Source organism: Streptomyces sp. NPDC053665 (assembly GCF_055585285.1).
In genome coordinates, this window is the sequence record NZ_JBVJKK010000001.1 from 1,070,835 (window position 1) to 1,097,296 (window position 26,462).

The following is a 26,462-nucleotide window of genomic DNA, read 5'->3' on the forward strand; positions in this document are numbered from 1 at the left end:
CGGGTACGACAACGCCGCCCGGCCCCGTCAGACCTCGGCCGACTCCCCGGGTGCCAGCCGCAGGTGCTCCGAGCCGCCGAGCCCGCCGATCTGCCGGTCGTAGACGGGGCGGGCCAGGTCGGTGAGCAGGGCGTCGTGGACGTCGTAGGCGCGCTGCGGGCGCACCTCGCGGACGTAGTCGATGACCTCGGAGATCTTGCTCCAGGGGGCCATGACGGGCAGCAGCAGCGTCTCGACCGGCCGGCCGGGCACGGTCAGGGCGTCGCCGGGGTGGAAGACCGTGCCGCCGTCGATCAGGTAGCCGACGTTGGTGATGCGCGGGATGTCCGGGTGGATCACGGCGTGCAGCTCGCCGTGCACCTCGACGTCGAACCCGGCGGCGGTGAAGGTGTCACCGTGGCCGACGGTGTGGACGCGGCCGGGGAACGCCGGGGCGAGCGTGTCCGCGACGGACTTCAGCGTCCAGATCTCGGTGCCGGGGTCCGCCTCCATTGCCGCCCGCAGCCGGGCCTCGTCGAAGTGGTCGGGGTGCTCGTGGGTGACGAGGATCGCGTCCGCGCCGAGTGCCGCGTCCGCCTCGGTGTAGCCTCCGGGGTCCAGGACGAGACTCCGGCCGTCCTTCTCGAGGCGGACGCAGGCGTGCGTCTTCTTCGTGAGCTTCATGCTTCCCATCCTGCCTCCGGACCCCCGCGGGGAGTCACTCCTGGGGGGTGGTCTCCTCGCGGACGACCTGCTGGGCGACCTTGAACGCGCGGTTGGCCGCGGGCACCCCGCAGTAGACGGCCGCCTGGAGCAGCACTTCTTTGATCTCGCCGGGGGTGAGGCCGTTGCGCAGGGCGGCCCGGACGTGGACGGCCAGTTCGTCGAGGTGGCCGCCGGCGACCAGGGCGGTGAGGGTGACGCAGCTGCGGGTGCGGCGGTCCAGACCCGGGCGGTCCCAGACCTCGCCCCAGGCGTAGCGGGTGAGGAGCTCCTGGAAGTCGCCGGAGAACTCGTCCGCCTCGGCCAGCGCCCGGTCGACGTGTGCGTCGCCCAGGACCTCGCGGCGCACCTTGATCCCCGCGTCGTAGGGGTCGGGCCGTCCCCGCTCCTGCGGGGCCGCGGCGGCCGGGGCGATCTCGGCGACGGGGCCGGTCTGCGCGGGCTGCGGCGGAGCGGCGGACACGACCGGGCGGAGGGCGGCGGCCGTGGGCAGGGCCGTCTGCCCGGTGGAGGTCTCGAAGGCGGGCTGCCAGGCGGTGGAGAAGTGCCTGACCAGCAGGTCGGTGACGGCCGCCGGCTGCTCGACCGGCACCAGGTGGGAGGCGCCGGGGACGACGGCGAGACGCGCGTCCGGGATGCCCGCCACCAGGGTGCGGGCCTCGGCGGGCCCGGTGATCCGGTCGTCCGAGCCGACCAGGACGAGCGTGGGCACGCCGATCCGCGCCAGCTCGGGCCGCACGTCGAAGGAGGCGAGCGCCTCGCAGGCGGCGATGTAGCAGCCGGGGTCGGTGGTGCGGACCATCTGCACGGCCCACTCGGTGATCGCGGGCTGCGCGGCGGCGAACCCGCCGGTGAACCAGCGCTCCGGCGCGGTGCGGGCGATGGGGTCGAGGCCGTTGGTGCGCACGATCACGCCCCGCTGCCGGAATTCGTCGGCGGTGCCGAAGCGCGGGGAGGCCGCGATCAGGGCGAGGGAGGCGAGCCGTTCGGGGTGGCGCAGCGCCAGCTCGATGCCGAGGGCGCCGCCGAGCGCGCAGCCCGCGTAGCCGAAGCGCTGCACGCCGAGCCCGTCGAGGGTGGCCAGCAGCCGGGTGGTGAGGTCGCCGACCGAGTCCGCCGGGTACGCCGGTGCGCCGCCGTGCCCCGGCAGGTCGAACCGGACGACCCGCCACTGTCCGGCCAGCTCGGGGATCTGCCGGTCCCACATGTGCCAGGTGGTGCCCAGTGAGGGACCCAGGATCAGGACCGGAGCGTCTTCTGGCCCGTCAATGCGGTATTGCAGGGTGTTCGGGGGTGTCTCACTCACGCCCCAGACCCTCTCACGTCGCGCGGACGCCCCTATAACGCGGGGACGCGCGATACCCGTCTGACCAGGTTGAAGACCTACAGGCCGGCCATGCACCGACACCGCATGCCTTGCCGCCCACCGGCTCCCAGACCTCGCTGTCCTGGCTGTTCGCCCTGTCGTCCCTGCTGGTGGTGTGCGCACAGCTCCGGGTCACACGGTGGGCGGGCGACCGCTCGACCTGCGCCGCTCCATGGCCGCCGGCTGCTGCCCGCCGCCGGGTACGTCGTGCTGCTCACCCTCGGCCAGATGCTGGTCGTGCCCGCCGCCCGTGCCTGGGTGCCCGACCTCGCCGAGGACGGCCGCATCGGCCTCTACACGGCGCGTTGTCGTCCGTCTCCGGCCTGGTCGTCCTCGTCGGCAGCTCGGCGACGGGCTCCCTGCTCGACGCGGGGCTTCCGGCGGCCGTGCCGTGGCTGGTCCTGGCCGCCGTACCGGTCATGACGCCGGGACTGCTGCCGCGAAGGTGACGAAGTCGGCCCAGGCGGCGGGGGCGACGGCGAACTGGGGCCCCTGCCGGTCCTTGGAGTCGCGGATGTGGACGGCGGTGGGGCAGGGGGCGACCTCGACGCAGTCGCCGTCGCCCCCGCTGCTGTAGGTGGACTTCCGCCAGGAGAGGGCGACTTCGACGCAGTCGTCACCGGAGCCGCTGCTGTAGCTGCTCTTGAACCAGGCCAGGTCGGACGTGTTCATAGTTCCCCTCGCATCCGATGCAACAGACTCACGGAGTCCGTGATGGTGAGAGCCTGCGAACGCATCCTGGCATACCGCCTCTGGAGCACGCTGATCTCTTTCGCGTCGGATACGAGAAGGCCTCCCCGTTGCCCCTCGCAGTACGCGAACCACTGATTCTCCGGGGTCTCCAACAGCTGCATGGGCCCGTCGAGCCCAGCGTGCGTCTCCTGAACCTGCGGCATGATCTGCAACTCGACGTTCCGCAGCGCCGCGATCTCCAGTACGTGGTCGACGAGTTCACGCGTCGCCTCCGTCCCGCCCGTGCGCCGCAGGAACACGCCCTCCTCCAGGATGAACCCGAACGCCGTGTTCGGCCGCTCCCGCAGCAGCCGCTGGCGTTCCGCCCGTGCCGTCCACTGGGCCTCGATCTGCTCGTCGTCCAGCGGCGGGAGCTGGTTGGTGAACAGCGTGCGCGCGTACGCCTCCGTCTGCAGCAGCCCCGGCACCAACCGGCATTCGTAGGTGTACAGCGTGATCGCGGTCGCCTCCAGCCGCGCCCACTGCCGGAACCAGGCCGCAAGACCCGGTTGCCGAGCGACCCGCTTGAGGGTCTTGCTCAGCACTCCCGTGTTCCCGGTCGCCTCCTCCGCCCGCTCCACGAAGGCGACGTCCGGCATCCGCCGCCCCAACTCCACCGACGCCACGGTGTGTTTGGAGAACCGGACGGCCTCCGCGAACTCCTCCCGGCTCAGCCCCGCGTGCTCGCGCAGCGCTTGGAGCGCCGCCCCGAACGTCCGCAGGCTGTCCGCCCCGTCCGGCTCCCCGCCACCCCGTACGCACGTGTCCTCGACCACCCTCGCCCCACCTTCCGCTCACACCCCGCTTCCAACTCGTCCATGGTTACGGGCTGTCATCGGTACCGTCCAGTCCGTGACCGCGTACTCTCGCGCAGAGTACGCGGCTCCGGCCTGGTGAAAGGGGTGCCGGAGAGGCCAGATTGGGCGCATGACAGCTCCGTCCACCCACCAGGGCCCGGTTACCGTACGTGTGTTCACCTCCGTCCGGAGGTTCAGCGCCACCCCGCTGGGCGCCCGCCTCGCACGGCACCACGCCATAGAGCAGCTGAGGGCGTGGGGCGTCGGATCCTCGTCCGCTTCCGGGTCGGACGCCGTGGGGACGGTCGCCGCGATCGTCGGCGAGCTGGCGGCGAACGCCGTCACCCACGGGCGGGTGCCGGGCCGGGACTTCGAGGTGCGGCTCTCGCTCGTCACGGGGAGCGTGCGCGTCGAGGTCACCGACACCCGCGCCGATAGCCTGCCGCCCGCGCCCGGAGCCGTGACGGCTCCGCCGCCTCTCGACGAGTCCGGGCGCGGGCTGTTCCTCGTCGGGGCGCTCGCCGACCGGTGGGAGGTGCTGGAGCGGGAGCCGGGCAAGACCGTCCGTGCGGAGGTCGATCTGCCGGGCTGGCTGTCGCTGGTCGGGCGGGCGGCGCGCAACGGGTGACGGCCGCCGCCGGTCGTTCCCGTCCGCCGGTCGAGGCCGTCGGAGTGGACGAGACGGTGCGCGTGGCAGATCCCGCAGCCGAGGCCGATGGCGTACATCCTGGGCGGAGAAACCTCGTGGCGGCAGCCCGAAGCGTCCGGGGTGAGCTCGCCCGGTCCTGACTCGCACATCCCAGGGGCTCTGCGGAACGGCACTGCCCGCTGCGGGACGAGCGCGGTCAGCTGCCGGTGCCGGTGCGCGGGGTGAGGGCGTAGTCGAAGGCCAGGGTTCCCGGGTCGAGGGCCGTCGCCCCTCCGTCGACGGTGAGCACGGCGCCGTTGACGTAGGACGCCGCGGGCGAGAGCAACCAGGCGATCGCCCGGGCGACTTCGCGGGGCTCACCGGGGCGGCCGAGGGGCAGGGGTCTCGTCACCTCCCGGTAGGCCGCCTCGATGCCGCCCTCCCCCAGGTCCGCCTCCTCGGCGAAGCGCGCCATACGGCGGTCGGCCATCTCGGTCCTGACCCAGCTCGGGCACACGGTGTTGGCCCGCACACCGTCACGGCCGTGGTCGACGGCGACGGAACGGCACAGTTGCAGCAGGGCCGCCTTGGACACCGCGTACGGGGCGTTGCCCGGCCCGTTGAGCAGGGCCGACACCGAGGCGACGGCGACGACCGCTCCCCGCGACGCCAGCAGGTGCGGGATCGCCGCCCGCAGGAGCAGCAGGGGACCGGTGACGTTGGTGCGCATCACCTCGTCCCAGTCCGCCATCGACAGCTCCCCGACCGTGCCGCCCCGTCCGATGCCCGCGTTCAGCACCAGCCCGTCGACGCGCCCGTGGGCGTCGAGCGCCGCCCGGACGATTCCCTCGGCGGCTTCGGGGTCGCCCACGTCGGACGGGTAGGCCAGCGCGCCCGTCTCCTCGGCGAGGCGCCGCAGCGGTGCGGCCCGGCGGCCGCCGGCCACGACCTCGTGCCCCTCCTCCCGGAGCAGTCGGGCGGTGGCCGCCCCGATGCCGGAACCCGCGCCGGTGACGATCACAACACGCTTGTCCGTCACAGTCGTTCAGCCCTTCGTCGGCGGGTCGTGGCAGCGGTCCGATCGTAGAGGGGCGGTCGGGCGGCACGCGTACGTCAGACGTCGCCCGGTGCGCCCAGTCCGGTCAGGGCCCCCACCGGGTCCAGGTCCGGTGTGCCCCTGGGCCACCAGTCCTCGCGGCCCGGCTCGGACTCGTACGCGTACCACAGGCCGTCCCGGCCCAGGCGGAGCTGGAGGTGACCGCGGGGGTGGGTCAGGTGGTTGCGCCAGGGGCGGAAGGCGGGCAGGTCCGCGGCGAGGAGCAGCGGCCGGGCCCGGTCGAAGCGGCCGGCCGGCGGGTCCCACGGCTCCTCCAGCACGGCCAGGCCCTCCGGCCCGCCCTGCCGCCAGGCGGCGACCGCGCGGGCCAGGTCGGCGGCGGAGCGGCCGGCCGCCGAGGCCAGCGAGGAGTACAGCGCCCGGCTGCCCGCGGTGAGGCCCGAGCCGGGACGGGCCGCGGCCAGGCGGACCGCGTCCTGCCAGAAGGTCAGCCCCCCGACCGGGTCCCGGCCGGTCGTGAGCAGGGCGTGCGCCCGGGCGGCTGCGTCCGTGGCCAGCTGGTCCAGCGCGAAGGGGTCCGGCCCGCCCGGGGACGCCGGGTACGCCGGGGGCTGCTCCGGGTGCGGGGGCGCGGGCAGCGGGGCGGGCAGGGGCGGGCGAGCGCCGGCCGCCAGCACCTCGGTGGCCCGCACGCCCGGTGCCGGCGCCGGTCCCTTGTCCTGGGCGGCGCGTGCGGCCCGGGTGGCACTCAGCCGGGACAGGGCGTCGAGCAGCTCGCGCTCGCCCCGGCCGCGCAGGAGCAGCAGCACGAACGGGTCCGCGTCGAGCAGCCGGGCCGTCTGGTAGCAGAGGGCGGCGGCGTGCTTGCAAGGGTGGCCGCGGTCGGGGCAGCTGCAGTGCGGCTCCAGGTCGCCGGGGCCGGGCAGCAGGGGGACGCCGCAGTCGGCCAGGGACCGGGGCATCTCCTTGTCGAGCAGCGCCGCGATGTGCCCGGGGCGGTCGGCCGCGGCGTCCAGGAAGCGGTCCCAGCCGGCGTCGCCGAGGGTGCGCAAGCGGACCTGGACGCGGTACGGGCGCGGGCGGCTGCCCTGCACGTACGCCAGCACGAGCCCGGGCGTCACCGTGATGGCGTCGACGTTCCCCTGCTCGGCGTACCCGCGGCCGCGTTCCAGCCGCTTGCTGTCCAGCGCGCCCTGTTCCAGTGCGGTGACCCAGGCGTTGCCCCACCAGCTCGCTGCGAACGTCTCGCCCTCCCGGGGCGGGAAGGGCGGGAAGGTGCGGCGCAGGTCGCTGTCGCGGTGCGGGGCGGCCATGGGGCGGCGGGAGCCCGACTTGGGCGGGTCGGAGGGCCCGGCCGCCGAGGCCGCCGGGGTGCTGGGCCGGGTGTACGGGGTGTACGGGGTGTCCGAAGCGTGCGGCGGCTGCTCGGGAGCGGTGGAAGCGGCGTGCCCGGGTGCGGGCGGCACGGGGCCGTCCCCGGTGGCGGGGTCTTCCGGAGCGCGAGGAGCGCGAGGGCGGGCGTACGCCGGGGCCGTGGGCGGCACGGGCACGACCTGGTCGTCGGAGTACGGAGCGGAGTGGGTCTCCCGGGGCGCCGAGGCGTTCCCTTCTGCGAGCGCGGTGTCGGCGTCGGCATCCTGCGGGCCCGGCACGTCCGGCGGACCCGGGTTGTCCGGCGGGCCCGGGTTGTCCGGCGGGTCCGATCGATGCGTTCGGTCCGTTTGGTCCGTTCCGCCCGGTCGGTCACCGCGGGGCAGGTCCGTCTCCGGACCGTCCGGCACGTCGGGTTCGCCGGACAGGTCCGGCGCATCCGACATATCCGGCATCCGGAACGCGTCGGACAGCAGTTCCCGCATGTCGCGCGTACCCGGACCGCCGGCGTCCGTCCGGGCGCGGCGCACGGCCGCCACCCTGTCGTCCACGGCGCTCTGCCGGGCCCGGCGCCTGCGGCGGGCGCCCTCGCGCTCCGTCTCCTGCCGGGCCCTGCGGGCGTCGTCCCGCGCGGCGCGCAGCGCTTCCCGCGCCACGTCCCCCGCACGCCGCCCCGGCCGAGCCGACTCATCGCCCCGCTCGGAGGTATCCCGCTCGGACGTGTCCCGCTCCCCCTCCCCGGCCGGTGTCCGCCCCTCGGGCGCGCTCCCCTGCGCCCGCAACGCCTCCCGCGCCACATCCCCCGCACGCCGCCCCGGCCGAGCCGACTCATCGCCCCCCTCGGGCGTCTCCCGCTCCCCCTCCCCGGCCGGCGTCCGCCCCTCGGGCGCGTTCCCCTGCGCCCGCAACGCCTCGCGCGCCACGTTCGCCGGGCCGGGGTTCTCCCCGCCGGTGTCGGTATCGGTGTCGGTATCGCCGGGCCGGGACGGGTCCTGGGTCGCCGCGCGGTCCCGGGCCGTGCGTTCCCGGGCCTCCCGCAGGGCCCTGCGCGCCTCGTCGGCCGGGCGGGCGCTCACCGCGTGCTCCCCGGGGCGGTGACGGGCTCGCGGCGGGGCGTCACGGCGTCCTCCGCAGGGACACCAGGTCGGACAGCTCGCGGTCCGTCAGTTCCGTGAGGGCCGACTCGCCCGAGCCGAGGATCGCGTCGGCCAGGGCGCGCTTGGCGTGGAGCATCTCGGCGATGCGGTCCTCGACCGTGCCCTCGGTGATGAGGCGGTGGACCTGGACGGGCTGGGTCTGGCCGATGCGGTAGGCACGGTCGGTGGCCTGTTCCTCGACGGCCGGGTTCCACCAGCGGTCGAAGTGGACGACATGGCCGGCGCGCGTGAGGTTGAGGCCCGTGCCGGCGGCCTTGAGCGAGAGGACCAGGACCGGGACGGAGCCGCTCTGGAAGCGGTCCACCATCCGTTCCCGCTCCGGGACGGGCGTGCCGCCGTGCAGGAGGTCGACGGGGACCGCGCGGCCGGCCAGGTGCGCGGCGATCAGCCGGGCCATCCCGACGTACTGCGTGAAGACCAGGGCGGAGCCGTCCTCGGCGAGGAGGGTGTCCAGCAGTTCGTCCAGGAGGGCGAGTTTCCCGGAGCGGGCGGCGAGCCGGTCGCCGACGGGGGCGTGCTCCTCCTTGAGGAACAGCGCGGGGTGGTCGCAGATCTGCTTGAGCGAGGTGAGCAGCTTGAGCACCATGCCCCGGCGGGCCATGCCCTCCGCCGTCTCGATCGCGAGCATCGACTCGCGCACCACCGCCTCGTACAGCGCCGCCTGTTCCCGGGTGAGCGGCACCGGGTGGTCGGTCTCGGTCTTGGGCGGCAGCTCGGGCACGATCCCCGGGTCGGACTTCTTGCGGCGCAGCAGGAAGGGCCGCACCAGACGGGCGAGGCGCTGGACGGCCTCCTCGTCCTCGCCGGTCTCGACGGCCCGGGCGTGCCGGGCGCGGAAGGACTTGAGGGGGCCGAGCAGGCCGGGGGTCGTCCAGTCGAGCAGGGCCCACAGCTCCGACAGGTTGTTCTCCACGGGGGTGCCGGTGAGGGCGACCCGCGCGGGGGACGCGAGGGTGCGCAGCGCCTTGGCGGTGGCGGAGTAGGGGTTCTTGACGTGCTGGGCCTCGTCGGCGACGACCATGCCCCAGTCCCGGTCGGCCAGGGCGGGGGCCGCCGAGCGCATCGTGCCGTACGTGGTGAGGACGAAACCGCCGTCGAGGCCGTCCAGGGTGCGGTCGGGGCCGTGGTAGCGGCGTACGGGCACGCCGGGGGCGAAGCGGGTGATCTCGCGCTGCCAGTTGCCGAGCAGCGAGGCGGGGCAGACCACGAGGGTCGGCTCGGGGCGGGCCCGCTTGAGGTGCAGCGCGATGAGCGTGACGGTCTTGCCGAGGCCCATGTCGTCGGCGAGGCAGCCGCCGAGGCCGAGGGAGGTCATCAGGTCGAGCCAGGCCAGGCCGCGCAGCTGGTAGTCGCGCAGGGTGGCGTGCAGGCCGGGGGGCGGTTCGGCGGCGTCGATCCCGGCGGTCAGGCGGTCGCGCAGGGCGGCGAGGGCGCCGGCCGGTACCGCCTCGACCGTCTCGCCGTCCACCTCCGCGGTGCCCGTGAGGGCGACGGACAGCGCGTCGACCGGGTCGAGCAGGCCGAGGTCCCGTTTGCGGGCCTTGCGCACCAGCGCGGGGTCGACCAGCACCCACTGGTCGCGCAGCCGGACGACGGGGCGGTGGGCCTCGGCGAGGGCGTCCATCTCGGCGTCCGTGAGCGGGTCGCCGCCGAGCGCCAGCTGCCAGCGGAACGCGAGCAGGTCCTCGCTCTCGAAGAAGCCGGTGCCGTCGGTGGCCGAGCCGGGCGCGGGACGCACCACCGCGGCCGCGGACAGGTCCTGGGCGAGGTCCCTCGGCCAGTGCACGGCGACCCCGGCAGCGGCGAGTCGGGTGGCCGCGACGCCGAGCAGGTCGCTCAGTTCGTCCTCGCTCAGGGCCAGCACGTCCGGGACGTCCTGGTCGGAGAGCCGGTCCAGCGGGGGCCAGATGCGCGCCGCCCGGCGCACGGCGAGGGCGGCGTCCACGCGGGCGCGGGGGCCGAAGGCGTCGCCGGCCTCCCCCGCCCACAGGGCCGCCGCGTCGGTCACGAGGGTGGGGTCGGCGAGGCTGTGCACCTGGACGATCGCCGCCCCGGCGCTGCGCCCGCCGCCGTCGGGGGTGTCGTCGAACAGGTCGTACGCCGAGAGGTCCAGGCGGAGCGAGATCCGCACGCCCGCGTCCATGCCGGCGGCGACCTCGGCGGCCCAGTCGTGGGCGGCGGGGAGGTGCTGGGCCTCGCGGGCGGCGAAGGGCCGGCCGGTGGTGTGGGGGGCGGCCGGGGTGCGGGGCAGGGTGTCGGCGACGGCGTCCAGGAAGGCGCGGACCAGGGCCTCGGGTTCGGGCAGCTGGAGGGGGCCGGGGCCGGGCAGGGGGACGGCGTGCCCCTCGGGGGGCAGGGCGGCGGCCACGGCGCGCAGGTGGGCGATGTCGTCCGGGTCGAGGGGGCCGGCGCGCCAGGCGTCGTGCCCGGTGGCGGTGAGTCCGGGCAGCAGCCGGCCGCGGGCGGTGAGCCGCAGGGCGTGCAGGGCGGCGGCGCCCCAGCAGGCGGTGGCGGGGTGGGCCGCCGGGTCGTGCCGGGCGCGCACGAGCAGGGGCAGGGCGGCGTCGACGGGAAGGGACAGCGCGGGGACGGTCCGCCGCCGCACGCCCGTGCCGTGCCGGCGTACGACGGTCAGCTCGGCGCCGGGGCCGGGCAGGGGCTCGCCCTCGGGGTCCCAGAAGGCCACGCGTCCGTCGCGAGGGAGGGGCGCGGGCAGGAAGACGGCCGGGAGCCGCACCGGAACCACCTCGTCCGCTGCCCGCTCCGTCTGCGTCACGGCCGTGTCGCCCATACGTCCTGTCACCTCCCGCCCCGGCGTCGGATCACTCGTCTCCGACTCTACGGGCGGGGTCTGACAATCGGCTCCGGGGACCGGCAGCGCCCGGGCGACCGACGGCCAACGGCTCCGGGGACCGGCAGTGCTCGGGCGACCGACGGCCAACGGCTCCGGCGACCGGGCCCCACGGGCTCGGCCCTGGGTCAGGGAACCGTGCGGGCGACGACGTAGACCCAGGGGTACGCCGGGTTGGACAGGTCCACGACCACGTCGTGCGTGGGGGCGGGGTTCTCCTGGCGGTGGACGAAGCCGTACCAGCCGTCGCCGCCGGGGAAGCGCCAGCCGGTGATCCTTCGGTCGCGGGCGCCGATGGCGACCTCGCCCTGCTCGAGGTCCTCGCGGGTCAGGCCGAGGCCCGTGAGGTAGGCGTCCAGTCCGGCCGCGTTCGTCTCGAACTGGGCGTAGAGCCGGCTGGTCTTCCAGTTGTTGGTCTCGTAGTAGGCCACGTGCCAGGCGGGGTGCGGGATGGGCACCTGGTAGATGCGGCGCTGGAGCTTGGAGGGCCAGCCCGCGGTCAGCCCCGTCGCCGAGTACTTCGCCTCCTTGTCCTTGCCGCTGTCGCGGCTCTGGTTCGCGGAGATCACCAGGTAGCCGGCCGGGATGCCGATGAGCAGCACGATGGTCAGCAGGGTGAGCGCCCTGCGGCGGATCCGGTGGCGGCGGTCCTCGGCCGGGCGCTCCTGGCCGTCCGGCCAGGTGCCCTGGTGCGGCAGGGAGGCGGTCACAGGGTCTCCTGGCTGCTGCGGAGCGACTGCGTGTACCGCTCGTAGCGCTCGTGGCGCTCCACACGGCGGCGCTTGGCGCGGCGGAAGCGGCGGGCGACGAGCCGGGCGAGGTCGGCGGCGCCGACCATGCCGGCCTCGGGGCCGAGCTGGGCCCGGACGATGCGGGCCTCGGGGCGGTAGCCGCGGCCGGTGAGGTGTCGCTTGAAGGCGTCGCGGGCCGGGCCGATCAGCAGGTCGTCGGCGGCCGAGACGCCGCCGCCGATCACGAAGCAGGAGGGATCGAGGGCGGCGGCGAGGTTGGCGATGCCGACGCCGAGCCACTGGCCGATGTCCTGGAGCAGCTCGATGCACATGGCGTCGCCGTCGCGGGCCAGCTCGGTGATCATCGGGCCGGTGATGTCGCCGATGCTGCCCTTGACGTGCTCGATGATGCCGTAGGCGACCGGCGAGTCGGCCGCGGCCAGCTCCCGGGCCTCGCGCACCAGGGCGTTGCCGGAGCTGTACTGCTCCCAGCAGCCGCGGTTGCCGCAGGGGCAGCGGTGGCCGCCGGGCACGACCTGCATGTGGCCGAACTCGCCGGCGACCCCGTACTTGCCGCGCTTGACCTGGCCGTCCTCAAGGATCGCGCCGCCGATCCCGGTGCCCAGCGTGATCATCACGAGGTGGTCCTCGCCGCTGCCGGCGCCGAAGCGCCACTCCGCCCAGGCGGCGGTGTTGGCGTCGTTGTCGACGAGTACCGGGACGGACAGCCGGCTGGCGAGGCGGTCGCGCAGCGGCTCGTTGCGCCAGGACAGGTGCGGGGCGAAGAGCACGCGGTTGCGGTCGGCGTCGACCCAGCCGGCGGCGCCGATGCCGACGGCGTGCACGTCGTGCCGGTCCGAGAGGTCCAGGACCAGCTCAGCGATGGTGTCCTCGACGACCTTGGGGCTCTTGGACTTGTCCGGGGTCTCCGTACGGAGCTTCTCCAGGATGTTGCCGTCGGCGTCGACGACGCCCGCCATCACCTTGGTGCCGCCGATGTCGATGCCGACCGTCGGCACCCGGGGTGCCGTCAGGTGCGAGCGGCGCTCCCGGGTGCCGACGGTGCGGAGCGCCGTGGCACGGCGGGAGCCGATGGGGGCGGTGAGGTCGCGGTAGGTGCTCATCGCCGCCGATTCTGCCTCACGGGGAGGCAGCGTGCGGAGCACAGGGGTGGTGCGGATCACCGCCGAGTGCGGGCCGGCGGGGGCTCGTCGCGCAGTTCCCCGCGCCCCCTAAGTACGCACGAGCAACTGGAATTCGAAGGAATAGCGCGTCGGGCGGTAGGTGTGCGTGCCGTACTCGACCGCGCGGCCCGTGTCGTCGAACGTGACGCGTTGCATGGTGAGCAGCGGGGCGCCCGGCTCCTCGGACAGCCGCTCGGCCTCCTCCGGGGTCGCCGCCCGGGCCCCGATGGACTGGCGGGCGCTGTGCAGGGTGATGCCGCCCGCGCGCATCAGGCGGTACAGGCCCGTGGACTGCAGCTGGCCGGTGTCGAGATCGATGAGGCCGGGTGGCAGGAAGTTGCAGAGGTGGGCCATGGGCTCGCCGTGGGCGAGGCGGAGGCGTTCCACGCGGTGGACCTCGCTGTCCTCGGCGACGCCCAGGGCCGCGGCGACCTCGGCGGAGGCGGGGACGACGGTGTTGACGAGGACCTCGGTCGCCGGTCGCTGACCGGCCGCCTCCAGGTCGTCGTAGAGGCTGCTGAGTTCCAGGGGGCGCTTGACCTGGCTGTGCACGACCTGGGTGCCGACGCCGCGGCGGCGGACCAGCAGGCCCTTGTCGACGAGCGACTGGATGGCCTGGCGGACGGTCGGCCGGGACAGGCCGAGCCGGGCGGCGAGCTCGATCTCGTTGCCCAGGAGGCTGCCGGGGGTCAGCGTGCCGTGCTCGATCGCGGCCTCCAGCTGCTGGGACAGCTGGAAGTACAACGGCACGGGTGAGCTGCGGTCCACGCTCAGCTCGAGCTGCACGGTCGGGTCCACTTCTGGTTTCGGCACGGGCCGAGCGTAGCTCCGTGCGTTGTTGACGGGAAGTCGTGTAGTCAGATTGTCCGGACATACGGATTGACAGGGGCGGCCGGTGGCCGCACTTTGTTCCCATGCGCATCGGCGTCATCGGTACGGGCCGCATCGGCACCATCCACGCGAAGACCCTGAGCAGGAATCGCGACGTGGGCTCCCTGATCCTCACGGACGCGGATCCCGCCCGGGCCCAGGAACTGGCGCACCGGCTGGGCGAGACGGCGGCCCCCGGGGTGGAGGAGATCTTCCGCTGGGGGGTCGACGCCGTGGTGATCACGACGGCCACGTCCGCCCACGCCGAACTGATCGGCCGTGCGGCGCGCTCGGGGCTGCCGGTGTTCTGCGAGAAGCCGATAGCACTGGACCTGCCGGGGTCCCTGAGCGCGATCGCCGAGGTCGAGGCGGCCGGGACGGTGCTGCAGATGGGTTTCCAGCGCCGCTTCGACGCCGGGTACACGGGGGCGCGCGAGGCCGTGCGCTCGGGCCGGCTGGGGCGGCTGCACACCGTGCGGGCGCTGACCAGCGACGAGCAGCCGCCGGCCGCGGCCTGGCTGCCGCTGTCGGGCGGGCTGTACCGGGACACCCTGATCCACGACTTCGACGTACTGCGCTGGGTCACCGGCCGGGAGGTCGTGGACGTGTACGCGGCCGGGTCGGACGCGGGGCCGGCGATGTTCCGGGAGGCCGGTGACGTGGACACCGGCGCCGCCCTGCTCACGCTGGACGACGGCACGCTGGCCACGGTCACCGCGACCCGGCTGAACGGGGCCGGGTACGACGTGCGCATGGAACTCGCCGGTGAGCGGGACCAGATCGTGGTCGGCCTGGACGACCGCACGCCGATCGCGTCGACCGAGCCGACCGGGCCGCCGGCCGCGGACAAGCCCTGGGCGGGCTTCCTGGAGCGGTTCGGCCCCGCCTACGAGGCGGAGCTGAACGCGTTCGTCGACGTGGTGCGGGGCGAGCGGGCCAACCCGTGCGACGGACGCGAGGCCCTGCAGGCGCTGCGCGTCGCCGAGGCGTGCGAGCTGTCCCGGCGCGAGCGCCGGCCGGTCCGCCTCGCGGAGATCGCCGGCGGGGCGTGAGCGGCGGGACCTGGACGTCGGGGACCACGCATGCACCGACCGGAAGGGGGCGCCGGGAGCCGGAAGTCCGTCTGAGAACGGCGACGGACCTCCGGCCGGGGCGGCCCGGGCGGGCCCGGTTCAGCAGCCGTGGTCGACGAGGTCGAACGACTCGTAGTGGTCGGCCGTGTAGTAGTCCTCCTGGCTCCGCTCACCGGTGACGATGCGGCGCGCGCCGCGGGTGTCGGAGCCGGGGGTGATGACGGTGTACTCGTGGTAGTAGCCGGACGACTGGCCGGGCAGGATGCCCTCCCGGTTCTGGAAGACGGTGCCGTCCTGCTCGAACGGGTACGGGCCGCCCTGCTCGATCAGGTCGAGCGTGTCGTGCGCCTGCGAGGGCAGGGCGCTGTAGCAGATGGTGCCGACGGCGGTGGGGGCGGCGCCGGCCGTGCCGGTGGAGACGGTCGTGCCGATGACGAGGGCGGTCAGGAGGGCGGCTGCTGCGCCGAGCCGCGAGGCGTGTGGGGGGAAGTTCATGCCGCTCATGATGACGCGCGTAGAGAGTGGCATGTCAATGACAAGCCAGGCGAATTTCCTGTGAAACCCCGTGCGTTCGGGAGGAGTTCACGCGTCCTCCGGCAGGCCGAACTCGCCGTACTCCGGGCGTCCCTTCAGGTCGTACGTCTGGATCGAGACCCCGGCCCCGGTGACGCTGCCGCCGGTGTGCTCGAACGCCGTCGGCACGGCGCCCTCCGGGAACAGCCGGAACCCGGAGCCGAGCACGACCGGGAAGGTCAGCAGATGGAGGGTGTCGAGCAGGTCCAGCGCGAGCAGGGACCGGACCAGGGCTCCGCTGCCGTGCACCTGGATCTCGCCGTCGGTGCCTTCCTTGAGCGCGGTGACCTCCCCGGCGAGATCGCCGCGGAGCACGGTGGTGCCCGCCCACGCCGGGTCGACCAGGGTCGAGGAGGGGACGTACTTGGGCAGCCCGTTGAGCTTGGAGGCGACGGGGTCGCCGGGGTCGGTCACCTTCGGCCAGTAGGAGGCGAAGATGTCGTACGTCCGCCGGCCCAGCAGGAAGGCGGCCGGGCGGGCGAAGACCTCGTTGACGAACCGGCCGAAGTCCTCCTCGGCGTAGGGGAAGCTCCAGCCGCCGTGGGTGAAGCCCCCGCGGGTGTCCTCCCGGGGGCCGCCGGGGGCCTGGTAGACGCCGTCGAGCGTGACGAAGAGGGTGGAGACGAGCTTGCCCATGGCGGGTGCCTTCCCTTCCGGGGGTCGTGGGGCCTGGTTGCCATGGGTGCAGACCGCGCCGGCACGCGCAACTCGTCGCTGGGCCGCGAGGCGGCCGGAGATCGGCGTCCGTTGCCCGCCGGTACCCAGGCCGGCCGGCCGCTGGAATGGGGGCATGACAGCTCGAGGAACTCTGGACGGCAAGGTGGCTCTCGTGACCGGCGGGAGCCGTGGCATCGGCGCGGCGACGGCCCTGTGACTGGCGCGGGAGGGCGCGGACGTGGCCGTCGGGTACGTCGGCGGCGAGGAGGCGGCCCGGGCCGTCGTACGGGAGGTGGAGGCGCTGGGCCGCCGGGCGGTGGCACTGCGCGCGGACGCGGCGGACGCCGCCGAGGCGGTCGAGGTGGTGGACGCGGCGGCCGAGGCACTGGGCCGGCTGGACATCCTGGTGAACAACGCCGGTGTGGGAGTGCTCGGTCCGCTGGAGAGCCTGTCGCTCGCGGACGTCGACCGCGTGCTCGCCGTCAACGTGCGCGCGGTGTTCCTGGCCTCGCAGGCGGCCGCCGCGAGGATGCGGGAGGGCGGGCGGATCGTCACGATCGGCAGTTGCATGGCGCAGCGGGTGCCGGGGCCGGGTGGCACGCTCTACACCATGAGCAAGGCGGCCCTGATCGGCCTGACCAGGGCACTGGCCCGGGAGCTGGGCGCTCGCGGCATCACCGCCAACGTCGTGCACCCCGGCCCGATCGACACCGACATGAACCCGGCGGACGGGCCGTACGCACCCGGCCAGGCGGCGCTGACCGCGCTGGGCCGGTTCGGCACGGCGGACGAGGTGGCCTCGACGGTGGCGTACCTGGCGGTGGCGACGTATGTGACGGGGGCGGAGTTCGCGGTGGACGGCGGCCACGCGGCGTAGCGGGCCGAGGCCCCCGGGGGCGACTTCCCTCGGCGGGCCCGGGCCCGTCCCGCCGGGTGTGGGCCGGACGGGCCCGGGCCCGCCGCCGGGCTGCCACCCGGGAGCCGGTGCGGCGACGCACCGATCGGCGGGACCGGCCACCGACCCTGCGGCGGGACCGCCTCCGGCCGGCCGCCGGCCGCTTGACCGGCGGTGCCACGCCATCCGGCGTCGACGACCGCCCCAGCCGCCGCTTCCGGCGACCCGGCTACGCCCCGGGTGACGCCGAGGGGGCAGGACCCGAAAGCCCACGGTCCGGCAATCCGGCGTCACGGACGGCGTGCCAGGCAGGGAGCCCCGTGTTGGTCGGGACGCCCGGAATCACCCCGCCTACCCGGCAGGGACCGGAAAGCCAACGGTCCGCCAGCCCGGCGTCACCGACCACGCGCCAAGGAACCCGGGCGTTCACCCCGGACGCCCAGTCGGCCACCGGAACCACCCCACCTCCCCCGCGGGAACCGGAAAGCCCGGGGCACGGACGGCACGCCGGGAAGCCCGGCGTGCCGCCGGGGCGGGCGGGTCAGCCGCCGAGTTCCTGGTGGCGGGCCGCGAGGCGGCTCGTGCCCTCCTGGGTCAGGGAGCCGAAGAGGCGCAGGCGGGAGATGCCGCCGTCCGGGAAGATGTCGAGGCGCGCGTGCGTGCCCACGGCCGGCTCCGGCAGGACGAAGCGGTGGTTCGTGTCGGGCTGGAGGCGGGTGCGGGGCAGCACCTCCCGCCAGTCGCCGTCCTCGCCGTCCCTGACCGAGACCGACGCCCAGCCGGCGCTGTTGCCCTTGAGGTAGGCGGTGTCGATCTCCAGCGCGCGGATCTGCGCCTGGGCCGTCAGCCGGTAGCGGATCCAGTCGTGGCCCCGGTCGCGGCGGCGGCGGGTCTCCCAGCCGTCGTCCATCTTGTGGGAGCGGCCCGGCTGGATGGTGTGGGAGGCGGGCGAGTAGAAGAGGTCGGACGCGTCCTCGACCAGGCCGCCGTTCTCCAGGGCGACGACGTCGAACGTGCCGAGCGCTCCCAGCCAGACCGGATCCGGCACGACCTCGCCGTGCACGCGCAGGCGGGCGACACCGCCGTCGGGGTGCTGCCGGATCCGCAGGTGGGTGAAGCACTGCTCGGCGGCGACCGCGAAACCGTTCGCCGCGTGCCCGCCCACCGGGGTGCGCGGGACGAGGGTCGTCCACTTCACGTCGTCACCGAGGAGCTCGGCGGGCGACGGGGATCCCGGCACGGCGGTGCCCTCGACGGACACGGCCTGCGGGTAGTTGCCGCGGAAGTGGGCCGTGTCGACGACGATCCCGCGGATCACGCCCGGGGCGCCGAGCCGGACCAGGGCCCAGTCGTGGTCCTCGTCGGCCGGCCAGGGGTGCTCGGCGGACACGCCCCGGCGGCGCCGCGTCTCCCAGCCGTCCATGATCTTGCCCTTGTGTCCGAAGTGCTCGGGGTCGAACACGGCGCGCTCCGGCACCAGCAGGTTCTCGCGCTGGGCGAAGAACTCGTCGTTGGCAGCGATGACACCGGCCCCCAGCCGCCGGTCGGCGAGGTTGGCGTACGAGGTGAAGGGGAAGTCGGCGGTGCGGTAGTCCGCGTACGGGTCGCCGCCGGAGTAGGGGTTCGCGTCGCCGGTGAAGCTGGGGATCGCCGTCACGATGATCAGGTCTTCCTTTCGGGTGTCCGGGATGGGAGGTCAGTCGGTTCGGGTGAGGAGCTGCCCCTTCGGCTCGGTGAACTCGCCGTCCGCCATGATCTTCCGGCCGCGCAGCCAGGTGGCCTTCACGACGCCCTGCAGGGTCCGGCCCGCGTAGGCCGTGACGCGGTTGCGGTGCTGGAGGGCGACGGGGTCGACGGTGAAGGTCTCGTCGGGGGCGAGGACGGCGAAGTCGGCGTCGTGGCCGGGCGCGATGGCGCCCTTGCGGCCGTCCAGTCCGACCAGTGCGGACGTCCGCGCCGACATCCAGCGCACGACGTCCTCCAGGCCGTGCCCGCGCCTGCGGGCCTCGGTCCACACGGCGGACAGGCTCAGCTGGAGTCCGGAGATGCCGCCCCAGGCCGTCGCGAAGTCGTCGGTCTTGAGGTCGGCGGTGGACGGGGAGTGGTCGGTGACGACGCAGTCGATGGTGCCGTCGGCCAGCGCCTGCCAGAGCAGGTCCTGGTTGGCGGCCTCGCGGATCGGCGGGCAGCACTTGAACTCGCTGGCGCCGTCGGGGACTTCCTCGGCGGTGAGGGTCAGGTAGTGGGGGCAGGTCTCCACGGTGATGCGCACGCCCTCGGAGCGCGCCTCGGCGATCATCGGCAGGGCGTCGCTGGAGGACAGGTGCAGCACGTGCACCCGGGCGTCGAGGGCCCGGGCCTCGCGGATGAGCTGGGCGATGGCGGTGTCCTCGGCGTCCCGGGGACGGGAGGCGAGGAAGTCCGCGTAGCGGGGGCCGGGCTGCTGCGGGGCGGTGGCGAGCAGGCGCGGGTCCTCGGCGTGCACGATGAGCAGTCCGCCGAAGGCGGCGATCTCGGCCATGGAGCGGGAGAGCGCCTCCCGGTCCAGGTGCGGGAACTCGTCCACGCCGGACGGCGACAGGAACGCCTTGAAGCCGAAGACGCCGGCCTCGTGCAGCGGGCGCAGGTCCTTGACGTTGCCGGGCAGGGCCCCGCCCCAGAAGCCGACATCGATGTGCGCCTTGTCGGCGGCGACCTGCTGCTTGGTCCGCAGGTGCGCGACCGTGGTGGTCGGCGGCAGGGAGTTGAGGGGCATGTCGACGAGGGTGGTGATGCCGCCGGCGGCCGCGGCCCGGGTGGCGGTCCAGAAGCCCTCCCACTCGGTGCGGCCGGGGTCGTTGACGTGCACGTGGGTGTCGACCAGGCCGGGCAGCAGGACGTGGTCGCCCAGGTCCTCCAGGCGGGCGGCGTCCGGCACGGGCGCGTCGTACGGGAGGACCGCGGTGATCGTGCCGCCGGCGACGGCCACCGAGGCGGGGCGTGTCCCCTCGGGCGTCAGGACACGCGTCGAGCGGAGCACCAGTTCAGCGTCGGACACCCGGACCCCTTACGTTTCACACGCTTCCGCGTACCGGAATTCAACTTTCTGTTGAAGGAGTCTTCACTCCCGCTCCGGCCCCGTCAAGGGCAGACTGGCCACGACGCCCGCCTCGGACCCACCTCTGGACGTTTCCACAAGGCGGAATTACACTTCCGGGAAGCAGAACGTAGCTCCGTACAACCGGGGAGTCGACCGACCGCCGGGTAGGCTTCAGCTCTTCCGCCAGCCCCGAAAGGAACGCGCCGTGCCGACGTCCAGCGCCAGCACCACCGACTCCGCCCGGTCCTCCTCCAACGGTGGCGTCCAGTCCCTGGAGCGCGCCTTCGACCTGCTCGAACGGATGGCGGACGCGGGCGGCGAGGTCGGGCTGAGCGAGCTGTCCGCCAGCAGCGGACTGCCCCTGCCGACCATCCACCGCCTGATGCGCACCCTGGTGGCCTGCGGATACGTACGTCAGCAGCCCAACCGGCGCTACGCGCTCGGCCCGCGCCTGATCCGCCTCGGCGAGTCGGCCTCCCGGCTGCTGGGCACCTGGGCGCGGCCCTACCTGGCGCGGCTGGTCGAGGAGACGGGCGAGACGGCGAACATGGCGCTGCTGGACGGCGACGAGATCGTCTACGTGGCGCAGGTGCCCTCGAAGCACTCGATGCGCATGTTCACCGAGGTCGGCCGGCGCGTGCTGCCGCACTCCACGGGCGTGGGCAAGGCACTGCTGGCCGGTTTCCCGCCCGAGGAGGTGCGCGCCCTGCTCTCCCGCACGGGCATGCCCGCGGCGACGGACAAGACGATCACGACGGCCGACGGCTTCCTCGCGGCCCTGGAGGACGTGCGCGTCCGGGGCTACGCGGTCGACGACAACGAGCAGGAGATCGGGGTGCGCTGCCTGGCCGTCCCGGTACCCGACTCCCCCACCGCCGCGGCGATCTCCATCTCCGGTCCGGCGGGCCGGGTCACCGAGGCGGCGACGGACCGGATCGTGCCGGTGCTCCAGCAGGTCGCCGGCGAACTGTCGCAGGCCCTCGCCAGCCAGAACCCGGCGTGAGCGGGTTACACACCTGGCCGGGCCGCTACACCGACCGGCACGGCAGCGAGGACCTCACCTTCGAGTCCGACGGCCGGGAGCTGATCCGCACGACGATCAGGGGCGTGCTCTTCGAGGGCGGGACGATGGACACGCTCGGCGCCCAGGCCGGCGACCCGCCCGACGCGATGTTCCGCTTCAACGACGGCGACCTGTGCTCCTGCCTGCTCGAGTGGGAGGTGCCGCTCCCGGTCGCGGCCGCGGGGCGAGAGCCCCGGACGGGCGTGCTGCACTGCGCCCTGCGGCTGGGCGACCCGGTGGCCTCGGGCGCCCTGGACGAGGAGGGCCTGACGGTCACCCTGCGGCTCGACGGACGCGCGTACGGCGGGGAGGACTACGGCGACTTCGAGACGGCCCTGTACGCCATCCAGCGCCGGCTCCCGCCCGGGCAGCTGCTGCGGGCGTGCCTCGCGTGCGCCTGGTCCGACTACCACCCGGTGGGCCACTCGATGATGACCGGGCTGGCCTGCTTCCGGAACACCAAGGACCGCTACCGCCGGGTCGACGGCAAGCGGGGTCCGCAGGGGATCTTCGCGCTCTGGCCGCAGCTCACCGAGTTCGTGCAGGAGACGTATCTGTGCGGGGAGTTCGAACCCCGCGGCGCCCACGCGGGGTACCGGGGGACGTTCCCGTAGCGGCGGGCCGGTCCGCCTACACGGGCCGGCGCACCGGCCGGCCGAAGAGGTCCACCGCGCGCCGGACGTCCGCCAGCGCGGACGACAGGGCGCTCACCGAGCCGATCGCGCCCGCGACCAGGAGCAGGGAGCGCCGCAGGCGGGCGATGTCGGGGGTGCCGGTGGCGGCCATGGCGTCCAGGGCCGCCAGTTCCTCCTCGGCGGTGCCCCGGTCCGCGAACTCGGCCGGATGGGCGGCGAGGCGGCGGCGCAGCCGGGACACCGCCGCGCGCAGCTCCGTCACGCGCGGGTCCGTCACGCGCAGTTCTGTCACGTGCGGTTCGGTCACGCGCGCGCCCGCCTGCCCGCCGGCCGTGGGCCCCTGCCGCTCCTGCTCCACGCTCCGCAACACGGTCCTCCCCCTCGCACCTCGTCGTGCGCCTGCCTGGTGGCCCGAAGTCCCCCCGCCGCGGCCCCTGTTCGGGCACCCCGCCGGTTCGGTGCGGGCGACAGTAGACGACGCGGGCCGCCAGGCGCCAGTCCGCTGCGTCATCGACTTGCTCCGCTGCGTGACTTCCCGGCCCCGGGCGCACGCCCGTGCGACGCGGCCCCCGCATCACCCGTGACCCGCGCGGGGCGTGCGGTATGCAGGAGCCATGACGACACGCGAGACGACGGACGGGACGCGCGCGGTGGCCGGGCTGCTGTTGGCCGCGGGAGGAGGCCGGCGGCTGGGCGGACGCCCCAAGGCGCTGCTGCCGCACCGGGGGCGGCCGCTCGTGGAGCACGCCGTGCGCGTCCTGCGCGAGGGCGGCTGTGCGATGGTCCATGTCGTCCTGGGTGCCCGGTCCGACGAGGTGCGCGCCCGGGCCTCACTGGACGGATGCGTCCTGGTGGACAACCCGCAGTGGGAACAGGGCATGGGGACGTCCCTGCGCGCCGGGCTGGACTCCCTGGCCGGCTCCCCGGCGCGGGCCGCCCTGGTCGCGCTCGTCGACCAGCCCGGCATCGGGCCCGAGGCGGTGGCCCGGGTCCTGGGGGCGTACGACGGCGAGAACGCATTGGTGTCCGCCGCGTACGCGGGGGTGCGCGGCCACCCGGTGCTGTTCGGCGCGGCGCACTGGGCCGGCATCGCGGCGACCGCCACGGGCGACCGGGGGGCGCGCGCCTACCTGAAGGAGCACGCCGCGGCGGTCCGCCTCGTCGAATGCGGGGACGTGGCCCGGCCCTTCGACATCGACACCGAGGCCGATCTGGGACACCTGGAGTGAACGGGGTGGCACGGGGAGCCACCTTGGCTCGATCCGGAGAATCTCGACATCAACAAACGATTGAACTTCCACCATGAGGAAACTAGTATCCACTGATCAGAAGCGCCCTCCCCCCTCCGGGCGCCGATCGCCGCATCCGGGAAGACTGGCACCGGGTGCCGCCCGCCGGTTCGTTGTCACAGCTCGCCGAAGGAAGTGACCGTTCATGTCCGCTCCAGCGCCGTCCCCGCTGGCCATCGTCGACGCCGAGCCCCTGCCCCGGCAGGAGGAGGTCCTCACCGAGGCGGCACTCGCCTTCGTGGCCGAGCTGCACCGGCGGTTCACCCCCCGGCGTGACGAACTCCTGGCCCGCCGCGCCGAGCGCCGCGCCGAGATCGCCCGCACCTCCACCCTCGACTTCCTGCCGGAGACGGCCGCGGTCCGCGCCGACGACTCCTGGCGGGTAGCCCCGGCCCCGGACGCCCTGAACGACCGCCGGGTCGAGATCACCGGCCCCACGGACCGCAAGATGACCATCAACGCCCTCAACTCGGGCGCCAAGGTGTGGCTCGCGGACTTCGAGGACGCCTCCGCGCCCACGTGGGAGAACGTCGTCCTGGGCCAGCTCAACCTGATCGACGCCTACACCCGGAACATCGACTTCACCGACCCGAGGTCCGGCAAGTCCTACGCCCTGAAGGCGAACGAGGACCTCGCCACGGTCGTCATGCGCCCGCGCGGCTGGCACCTGACGGAGCGTCACCTCGTCGACGCCGACGGCACCGCGGTGCCCGGCGCGCTCGTCGACTTCGGCCTGTACTTCTTCCACAACGCCCGGCGCCTGCTGGACCTCGGCAAGGGTCCGTACTTCTACCTCCCCAAGACGGAGTCGCACCTGGAGGCCCGCCTCTGGAACGAGGTGTTCGTCTTCGCGCAGGAGTACTGCGGCATCCCCCACGGCACCGTCCGCGCCACCGTCCTCATCGAGACGATCACGGCCGCGTACGAGATGGAGGAGATCCTCTACGAGCTGCGCGACCACGCCTCCGGGCTGAACGCCGGCCGCTGGGACTACCTGTTCTCCATCGTCAAGAACTTCCGGGACGGCGGCGCCCGGTTCGTCCTGCCCGACCGCAACGCGGTGACGATGACCGCCCCGTTCATGCGCGCCTACACCGAACTCCTCGTGCGCACCTGCCACAAGCGGGGCGCCCACGCGATCGGCGGCATGGCGGCGTTCATCCCCTCCCGCCGGGACGCCGAGGTCAACAAGGTCGCCTTCGAGAAGGTCCGCGCCGACAAGGACCGCGAGGCCGGGGACGGCTTCGACGGCTCCTGGGTCGCCCACCCCGACCTGGTGCCCATCGCCATGGAGTCCTTCGACAAGGTCCTCGGCGACAAGCCGCACCAGAAGGACCGGCTCCGCGAGGACGTCCACGTCGAGGCGGCCGACCTCATCGCCGTCGACTCGCTCGACGCCAAGCCCACCTACGCCGGCCTGGTCAACGCCGTGCAGGTCGGCATCCGTTACATCGAGGCCTGGCTGCGCGGCATGGGCGCGGTCGCCATCTTCAACCTGATGGAGGACGCGGCCACCGCCGAGATCTCCCGCTCCCAGATCTGGCAGTGGATCAACGCGGAGGTCGTCCTCGACAACGGCGAGCAGGTCACCGCCGAGCTGGCCCGCAAGGTCGCCGCCGAGGAACTGGCGAACATCCGGGCCGAGATCGGCGAGGAGGCCTTCGCCGCGGGCACCTGGCAGCAGGCGCACGACCTGCTGCTGAAGGTCTCCCTCGACGAGGACTACGCCGACTTCCTGACGCTGCCGGCGTACGAGCAGCTCCAGGGCTGAGGCGCCGCCGCTACCGCTCCGAGTGGCCCAGGGTCTTCCCCGGGGCCACTCGGTCGCGTACGGCCTTCTTCACGGCCGTCGGCTCCGGGAAGCCCTGCTCGCGCCGGTTCCAGACCACCTCGTCGCCGACGCGGACGACGAACACCCCGCCCGTGCCCGGCTTCAGCGCCAGCTCGGTCAGCTCCGCCTCGAAGGTGGTGAGCAGTTCCTGGGCCAGCCAGGCCGCGCGCGGCAGCCAACGGCACTGCGTGCAGTACTCGATCTCGACACGGCCGCTCATCCCAGGTGCACCGACCAATCCTGCTCGGCCGCGGGCTTGCCGTGCAGGTCGGGCACCTGCCTGAGCCACGCGGGGCGTTCCCTCTGATTGCGCTGCGCCCGCCGGGTCTCCTCGGCGGCGAGCTCCTCCCGGCTGGGGAAGTCGGTGGGCAGCCAGGCCGCCGACGCCTCCACGCGCGCACGCAGGTACCGGACGTACGCCTCGCGGGCCGCGTCCGGGCCGCTGAAGACGGGGTCGCCGGCGAGCCAGGCGTCCGGCACCTCCGCGAGGATCCCGCGCAGCAGCTCCTCGGTGACCCTCGGGGCGAGTTCGGCGTCGGCGGCACGCACGTCCGGCCCGTAGTGGCCGAGGGCGTGGTGCCGGAAGTCGTAAGGCTTCGCCGGGTCCGTGGCGTCCCAGCGGTGGTGGAAGACCAGGGCGGCGCCGTGGTCGATCAGCCACAGGCGCGGGCGGGCGACCCCCAGGGTGGGCCAGACCATCAGGTTGGAGCTGTGCACCGTGCGGTCGACGTTCACGGTCAGGGCGTCCAGCCAGACGATCCGCCCCGCCTCCAGCGGGTCGACGGGGAAGACCCGGGCGATCTCCGGGGTGAGGTCACGGGCGCCGGGCAGGTGGTCCATGCCGAGGTTGAGACCCGCGCTGGCCGCGTGCAGGTCCCGCACCTCCTGGTGCGGCTCGTCGCCGGCGACCGCCGGGTCGAAGTGCACCAGGACCAGTTCCGGGAACCGCAGCCCGAGGGCACGGGCCAGTTCGCCCACGACGATCTCGGCGACCAGTGCCTTGCGGCCCTGCGCGGAGCCGGTGAACTTCACGACGTAGGTGCCCAGGTCGTCCGCCTCGACGACCCCGGGGACGGAGCCGCCCGAGTGCAGAGGTTCGACGTAACGGGTGGCGGTGACCTCTCTCAGCATGCTGCGAGACCTCGCAGACGGTCCACCTGGCTCTTCACGGCCGACTCCAGCGCATGGGCCCGAGCATACGCACACCGGCGGCCGGCCGCGGCGGCGATCACCGGGAGACCGGTAAGGGGACCCTAAGCAGACCCGGTTAGGCTGCGACCGACCGTCCGACACGCACACCCAGGGAGCCGGCCTTGCCGCACACGACCGACACGGGCGCCCGCACGCCGCACGCCCCGGCCGAGACCGGCTGGAGAGAACTGGAGTCGGCCGGCGAACTGCGCCGGCTGCTGGGCGAGCCCTGGCCGGTGGTGATCGAGAAGGTGCACGACCGGCTCACCGACCAGGACCGGGACATCCTGTCCCGCTCGCCCTTCTGCCTGCTGGCCACGTCCGACGCGCAGGGAAATTGCGACGTCTCGCCGCGCGGGGACGCGCCGGGGTTCACGCACGTCCTCGATCCGGGCACCATCGCGCTGCCCGACCGGGCGGGCAACCGGCGCGGCGACAGCTTCCACAACATCCTGGGCAATCCGCACGCCGGACTGCTGTACCTGGTGCCGGGCGCGAAGGAGGTGCTGCGCGTGAACGGCCGGGCCCGGATCCTCACCGACGCCCCGTTCTTCGACGCCATGGCGCGGGAGGGCGGGCGTCCGGCCCTCGCCCTGGTCCTGGAGATCGACGAGATCTTCCTGCACTGCCCCATGTCGCTGCGCCGCTCGGGCGTCTGGGACCCGGCGTCGTGGCCCACCGGGTGAGTCGCGGCTCCCTACCTCTTGGCAAGGCGATATTAGGTTAGGCT

Annotated in this window: 25 protein-coding genes and 1 pseudogene; 9 read left to right on the top strand and 17 right to left on the bottom strand. The window is 74.1% G+C overall.

Annotation, left to right across the window (positions count from 1 at the left end):
- Window positions 1-27: 27 nt before the first annotated feature.
- Window positions 28-663, bottom strand: a complete 636-nt coding sequence (locus ACZ6ZN_RS04595) for an MBL fold metallo-hydrolase (protein WP_469643026.1) — start codon at window positions 661-663, stop codon at window positions 28-30.
- A gap of 34 nt (window positions 664-697) precedes the next feature.
- Window positions 698-2,008: a bifunctional 3-oxoadipate enol-lactonase/4-carboxymuconolactone decarboxylase PcaDC gene (gene pcaDC, locus ACZ6ZN_RS04600; RefSeq protein WP_469643028.1), complete on the bottom strand. Its 1,311-nt coding sequence runs from the start codon at window positions 2,006-2,008 to the stop codon at window positions 698-700.
- A gap of 122 nt (window positions 2,009-2,130) precedes the next feature.
- Here pcaDC and ACZ6ZN_RS04605 point away from each other — a divergent pair.
- A pseudogene (locus ACZ6ZN_RS04605) lies at window positions 2,131-2,517 on the top strand (MFS transporter); the annotation flags it as partial.
- On the opposite strand, the gene ACZ6ZN_RS04610 reads toward ACZ6ZN_RS04605, so the two are convergent.
- Complete coding sequence (locus ACZ6ZN_RS04610; RefSeq protein ID WP_469643030.1) at window positions 2,486-2,740, bottom strand: DUF397 domain-containing protein; 255 nt, start codon at window positions 2,738-2,740, stop codon at window positions 2,486-2,488. The pseudogene ACZ6ZN_RS04605 and the gene ACZ6ZN_RS04610 sit on opposite strands and share 32 nt — an antisense overlap.
- Window positions 2,737-3,576, bottom strand: coding sequence for a helix-turn-helix domain-containing protein (locus ACZ6ZN_RS04615; protein WP_469643032.1), 840 nt, complete (start codon window positions 3,574-3,576; stop codon window positions 2,737-2,739). The genes ACZ6ZN_RS04610 and ACZ6ZN_RS04615 overlap by 4 nt, the downstream gene beginning before the upstream one ends.
- A 151-nt stretch (window positions 3,577-3,727) precedes the next feature.
- Between ACZ6ZN_RS04615 and ACZ6ZN_RS04620 the strand changes: the two genes are divergently transcribed.
- The gene (locus ACZ6ZN_RS04620; protein WP_469643034.1) at window positions 3,728-4,225 is read left to right on the top strand and encodes an ATP-binding protein; all 498 of its coding nucleotides are present in this window, start codon (window positions 3,728-3,730) and stop codon (window positions 4,223-4,225) included.
- A 217-nt stretch (window positions 4,226-4,442) separates the two neighbouring features.
- On the opposite strand, the gene ACZ6ZN_RS04625 is transcribed toward ACZ6ZN_RS04620, so the two are convergent.
- The 6 genes from ACZ6ZN_RS04625 to ACZ6ZN_RS04650 all read right to left on the bottom strand — a co-directional run bounded on the left by ACZ6ZN_RS04625 (window position 4,443) and on the right by ACZ6ZN_RS04650 (window position 13,362).
- Window positions 4,443-5,264, bottom strand: coding sequence for an SDR family NAD(P)-dependent oxidoreductase (locus tag ACZ6ZN_RS04625; RefSeq protein WP_469643036.1), 822 nt, complete (start codon window positions 5,262-5,264; stop codon window positions 4,443-4,445).
- 74 nt (window positions 5,265-5,338) lie between these two features.
- On the bottom strand, window positions 5,339-7,729 hold the full coding sequence (locus ACZ6ZN_RS04630; RefSeq protein WP_469643038.1) for an SWIM zinc finger family protein: 2,391 nt from the start codon (window positions 7,727-7,729) through the stop codon (window positions 5,339-5,341).
- Window positions 7,730-7,769: 40 nt separating this feature from the next.
- Window positions 7,770-10,601: an SNF2-related protein gene (locus ACZ6ZN_RS04635; protein WP_469643039.1), complete on the bottom strand. Its 2,832-nt coding sequence runs from the start codon at window positions 10,599-10,601 to the stop codon at window positions 7,770-7,772.
- Between the two features lie 188 nt (window positions 10,602-10,789).
- Window positions 10,790-11,371 carry a sugar kinase gene (locus tag ACZ6ZN_RS04640; RefSeq protein ID WP_398109534.1) on the bottom strand — a complete coding sequence of 194 codons (582 nt, stop codon included), beginning with the start codon at window positions 11,369-11,371 and terminating at the stop codon, window positions 10,790-10,792.
- Complete coding sequence (locus tag ACZ6ZN_RS04645; protein WP_398109535.1) at window positions 11,368-12,516, bottom strand: ROK family glucokinase; 1,149 nt, start codon at window positions 12,514-12,516, stop codon at window positions 11,368-11,370. Before ACZ6ZN_RS04645 ends, ACZ6ZN_RS04640 begins: the two co-directional genes overlap by 4 nt.
- Window positions 12,517-12,624: 108 nt before the next feature.
- Window positions 12,625-13,362 (bottom strand): GntR family transcriptional regulator, encoded by a 738-nt coding sequence (locus ACZ6ZN_RS04650; RefSeq protein WP_398109925.1) that lies wholly within the window; start codon window positions 13,360-13,362, stop codon window positions 12,625-12,627.
- A gap of 128 nt (window positions 13,363-13,490) precedes the next feature.
- Here ACZ6ZN_RS04650 and ACZ6ZN_RS04655 point away from each other — a divergent pair, with 128 nt between their 5' ends.
- The gene (locus tag ACZ6ZN_RS04655; protein ID WP_469643042.1) at window positions 13,491-14,498 is read left to right on the top strand and encodes a Gfo/Idh/MocA family protein; all 1,008 of its coding nucleotides are present in this window, start codon (window positions 13,491-13,493) and stop codon (window positions 14,496-14,498) included.
- Between the two features lie 120 nt (window positions 14,499-14,618).
- Here the strand turns inward: ACZ6ZN_RS04655 and ACZ6ZN_RS04660 are convergent, their stop codons facing one another.
- Both ACZ6ZN_RS04660 and ACZ6ZN_RS04665 read right to left on the bottom strand, forming a co-directional pair.
- Entirely contained in the window at window positions 14,619-15,014 is a 396-nt protein-coding gene (locus ACZ6ZN_RS04660) for a guanyl-specific ribonuclease (RefSeq protein WP_451878382.1), read from the bottom strand.
- 87 nt (window positions 15,015-15,101) lie between these two features.
- Complete coding sequence (locus ACZ6ZN_RS04665) at window positions 15,102-15,728, bottom strand: dihydrofolate reductase family protein (RefSeq protein ID WP_469643044.1); 627 nt, start codon at window positions 15,726-15,728, stop codon at window positions 15,102-15,104.
- A 238-nt stretch (window positions 15,729-15,966) separates the two neighbouring features.
- On the opposite strand from ACZ6ZN_RS04665, the gene ACZ6ZN_RS04670 reads away from it, so the two are divergent.
- Complete coding sequence (locus tag ACZ6ZN_RS04670) at window positions 15,967-16,626, top strand: SDR family oxidoreductase (RefSeq protein ID WP_469643955.1); 660 nt, start codon at window positions 15,967-15,969, stop codon at window positions 16,624-16,626.
- Window positions 16,627-17,185: 559 nt separating this feature from the next.
- Here ACZ6ZN_RS04670 and alc read toward each other — a convergent pair.
- Window positions 17,186-18,301 carry an allantoicase gene (gene alc / locus ACZ6ZN_RS04675; RefSeq protein ID WP_469643046.1) on the bottom strand — a complete coding sequence of 372 codons (1,116 nt, stop codon included), beginning with the start codon at window positions 18,299-18,301 and terminating at the stop codon, window positions 17,186-17,188.
- A 39-nt stretch (window positions 18,302-18,340) separates the two neighbouring features.
- Window positions 18,341-19,681 (bottom strand): allantoinase AllB, encoded by a 1,341-nt coding sequence (gene allB / locus ACZ6ZN_RS04680; RefSeq protein ID WP_398109541.1) that lies wholly within the window; start codon window positions 19,679-19,681, stop codon window positions 18,341-18,343.
- Between the two features lie 247 nt (window positions 19,682-19,928).
- Between allB and ACZ6ZN_RS04685 the strand changes: the two genes are divergently transcribed.
- Both ACZ6ZN_RS04685 and ACZ6ZN_RS04690 read left to right on the top strand, forming a co-directional pair.
- Window positions 19,929-20,726 carry an IclR family transcriptional regulator gene (locus ACZ6ZN_RS04685; protein ID WP_451878385.1) on the top strand — a complete coding sequence of 266 codons (798 nt, stop codon included), beginning with the start codon at window positions 19,929-19,931 and terminating at the stop codon, window positions 20,724-20,726.
- Window positions 20,723-21,400, top strand: coding sequence for a DUF6304 family protein (locus tag ACZ6ZN_RS04690; protein WP_469643048.1), 678 nt, complete (start codon window positions 20,723-20,725; stop codon window positions 21,398-21,400). The genes ACZ6ZN_RS04685 and ACZ6ZN_RS04690 overlap by 4 nt, the downstream gene beginning before the upstream one ends.
- Before the next feature lie 16 nt (window positions 21,401-21,416).
- Here ACZ6ZN_RS04690 and ACZ6ZN_RS04695 read toward each other — a convergent pair whose 3' ends face one another.
- Window positions 21,417-21,713: a DUF5955 family protein gene (locus tag ACZ6ZN_RS04695; protein ID WP_469643958.1), complete on the bottom strand. Its 297-nt coding sequence runs from the start codon at window positions 21,711-21,713 to the stop codon at window positions 21,417-21,419.
- Between the two features lie 322 nt (window positions 21,714-22,035).
- Between ACZ6ZN_RS04695 and ACZ6ZN_RS04700 the strand changes: the two genes are divergently transcribed.
- The gene (locus ACZ6ZN_RS04700; protein WP_469643050.1) at window positions 22,036-22,650 is read left to right on the top strand and encodes a nucleotidyltransferase family protein; all 615 of its coding nucleotides are present in this window, start codon (window positions 22,036-22,038) and stop codon (window positions 22,648-22,650) included.
- Between the two features lie 205 nt (window positions 22,651-22,855).
- Complete coding sequence (aceB, locus tag ACZ6ZN_RS04705; RefSeq protein WP_469643052.1) at window positions 22,856-24,481, top strand: malate synthase A; 1,626 nt, start codon at window positions 22,856-22,858, stop codon at window positions 24,479-24,481.
- A gap of 10 nt (window positions 24,482-24,491) precedes the next feature.
- Here the strand turns inward: aceB and ACZ6ZN_RS04710 are convergent, their stop codons facing one another.
- Both ACZ6ZN_RS04710 and ACZ6ZN_RS04715 read right to left on the bottom strand, forming a co-directional pair.
- Window positions 24,492-24,761: an Rdx family protein gene (locus ACZ6ZN_RS04710; protein ID WP_451878389.1), complete on the bottom strand. Its 270-nt coding sequence runs from the start codon at window positions 24,759-24,761 to the stop codon at window positions 24,492-24,494.
- Window positions 24,758-25,672 (bottom strand): HipA family kinase, encoded by a 915-nt coding sequence (locus ACZ6ZN_RS04715; RefSeq protein WP_469643054.1) that lies wholly within the window; start codon window positions 25,670-25,672, stop codon window positions 24,758-24,760. The genes ACZ6ZN_RS04710 and ACZ6ZN_RS04715 overlap by 4 nt, the downstream gene beginning before the upstream one ends.
- A 182-nt stretch (window positions 25,673-25,854) precedes the next feature.
- On the opposite strand from ACZ6ZN_RS04715, the gene ACZ6ZN_RS04720 reads away from it, so the two are divergent.
- Window positions 25,855-26,418, top strand: coding sequence for an MSMEG_1061 family FMN-dependent PPOX-type flavoprotein (locus ACZ6ZN_RS04720; RefSeq protein WP_469643055.1), 564 nt, complete (start codon window positions 25,855-25,857; stop codon window positions 26,416-26,418).
- Window positions 26,419-26,462 lie beyond the last annotated feature (44 nt).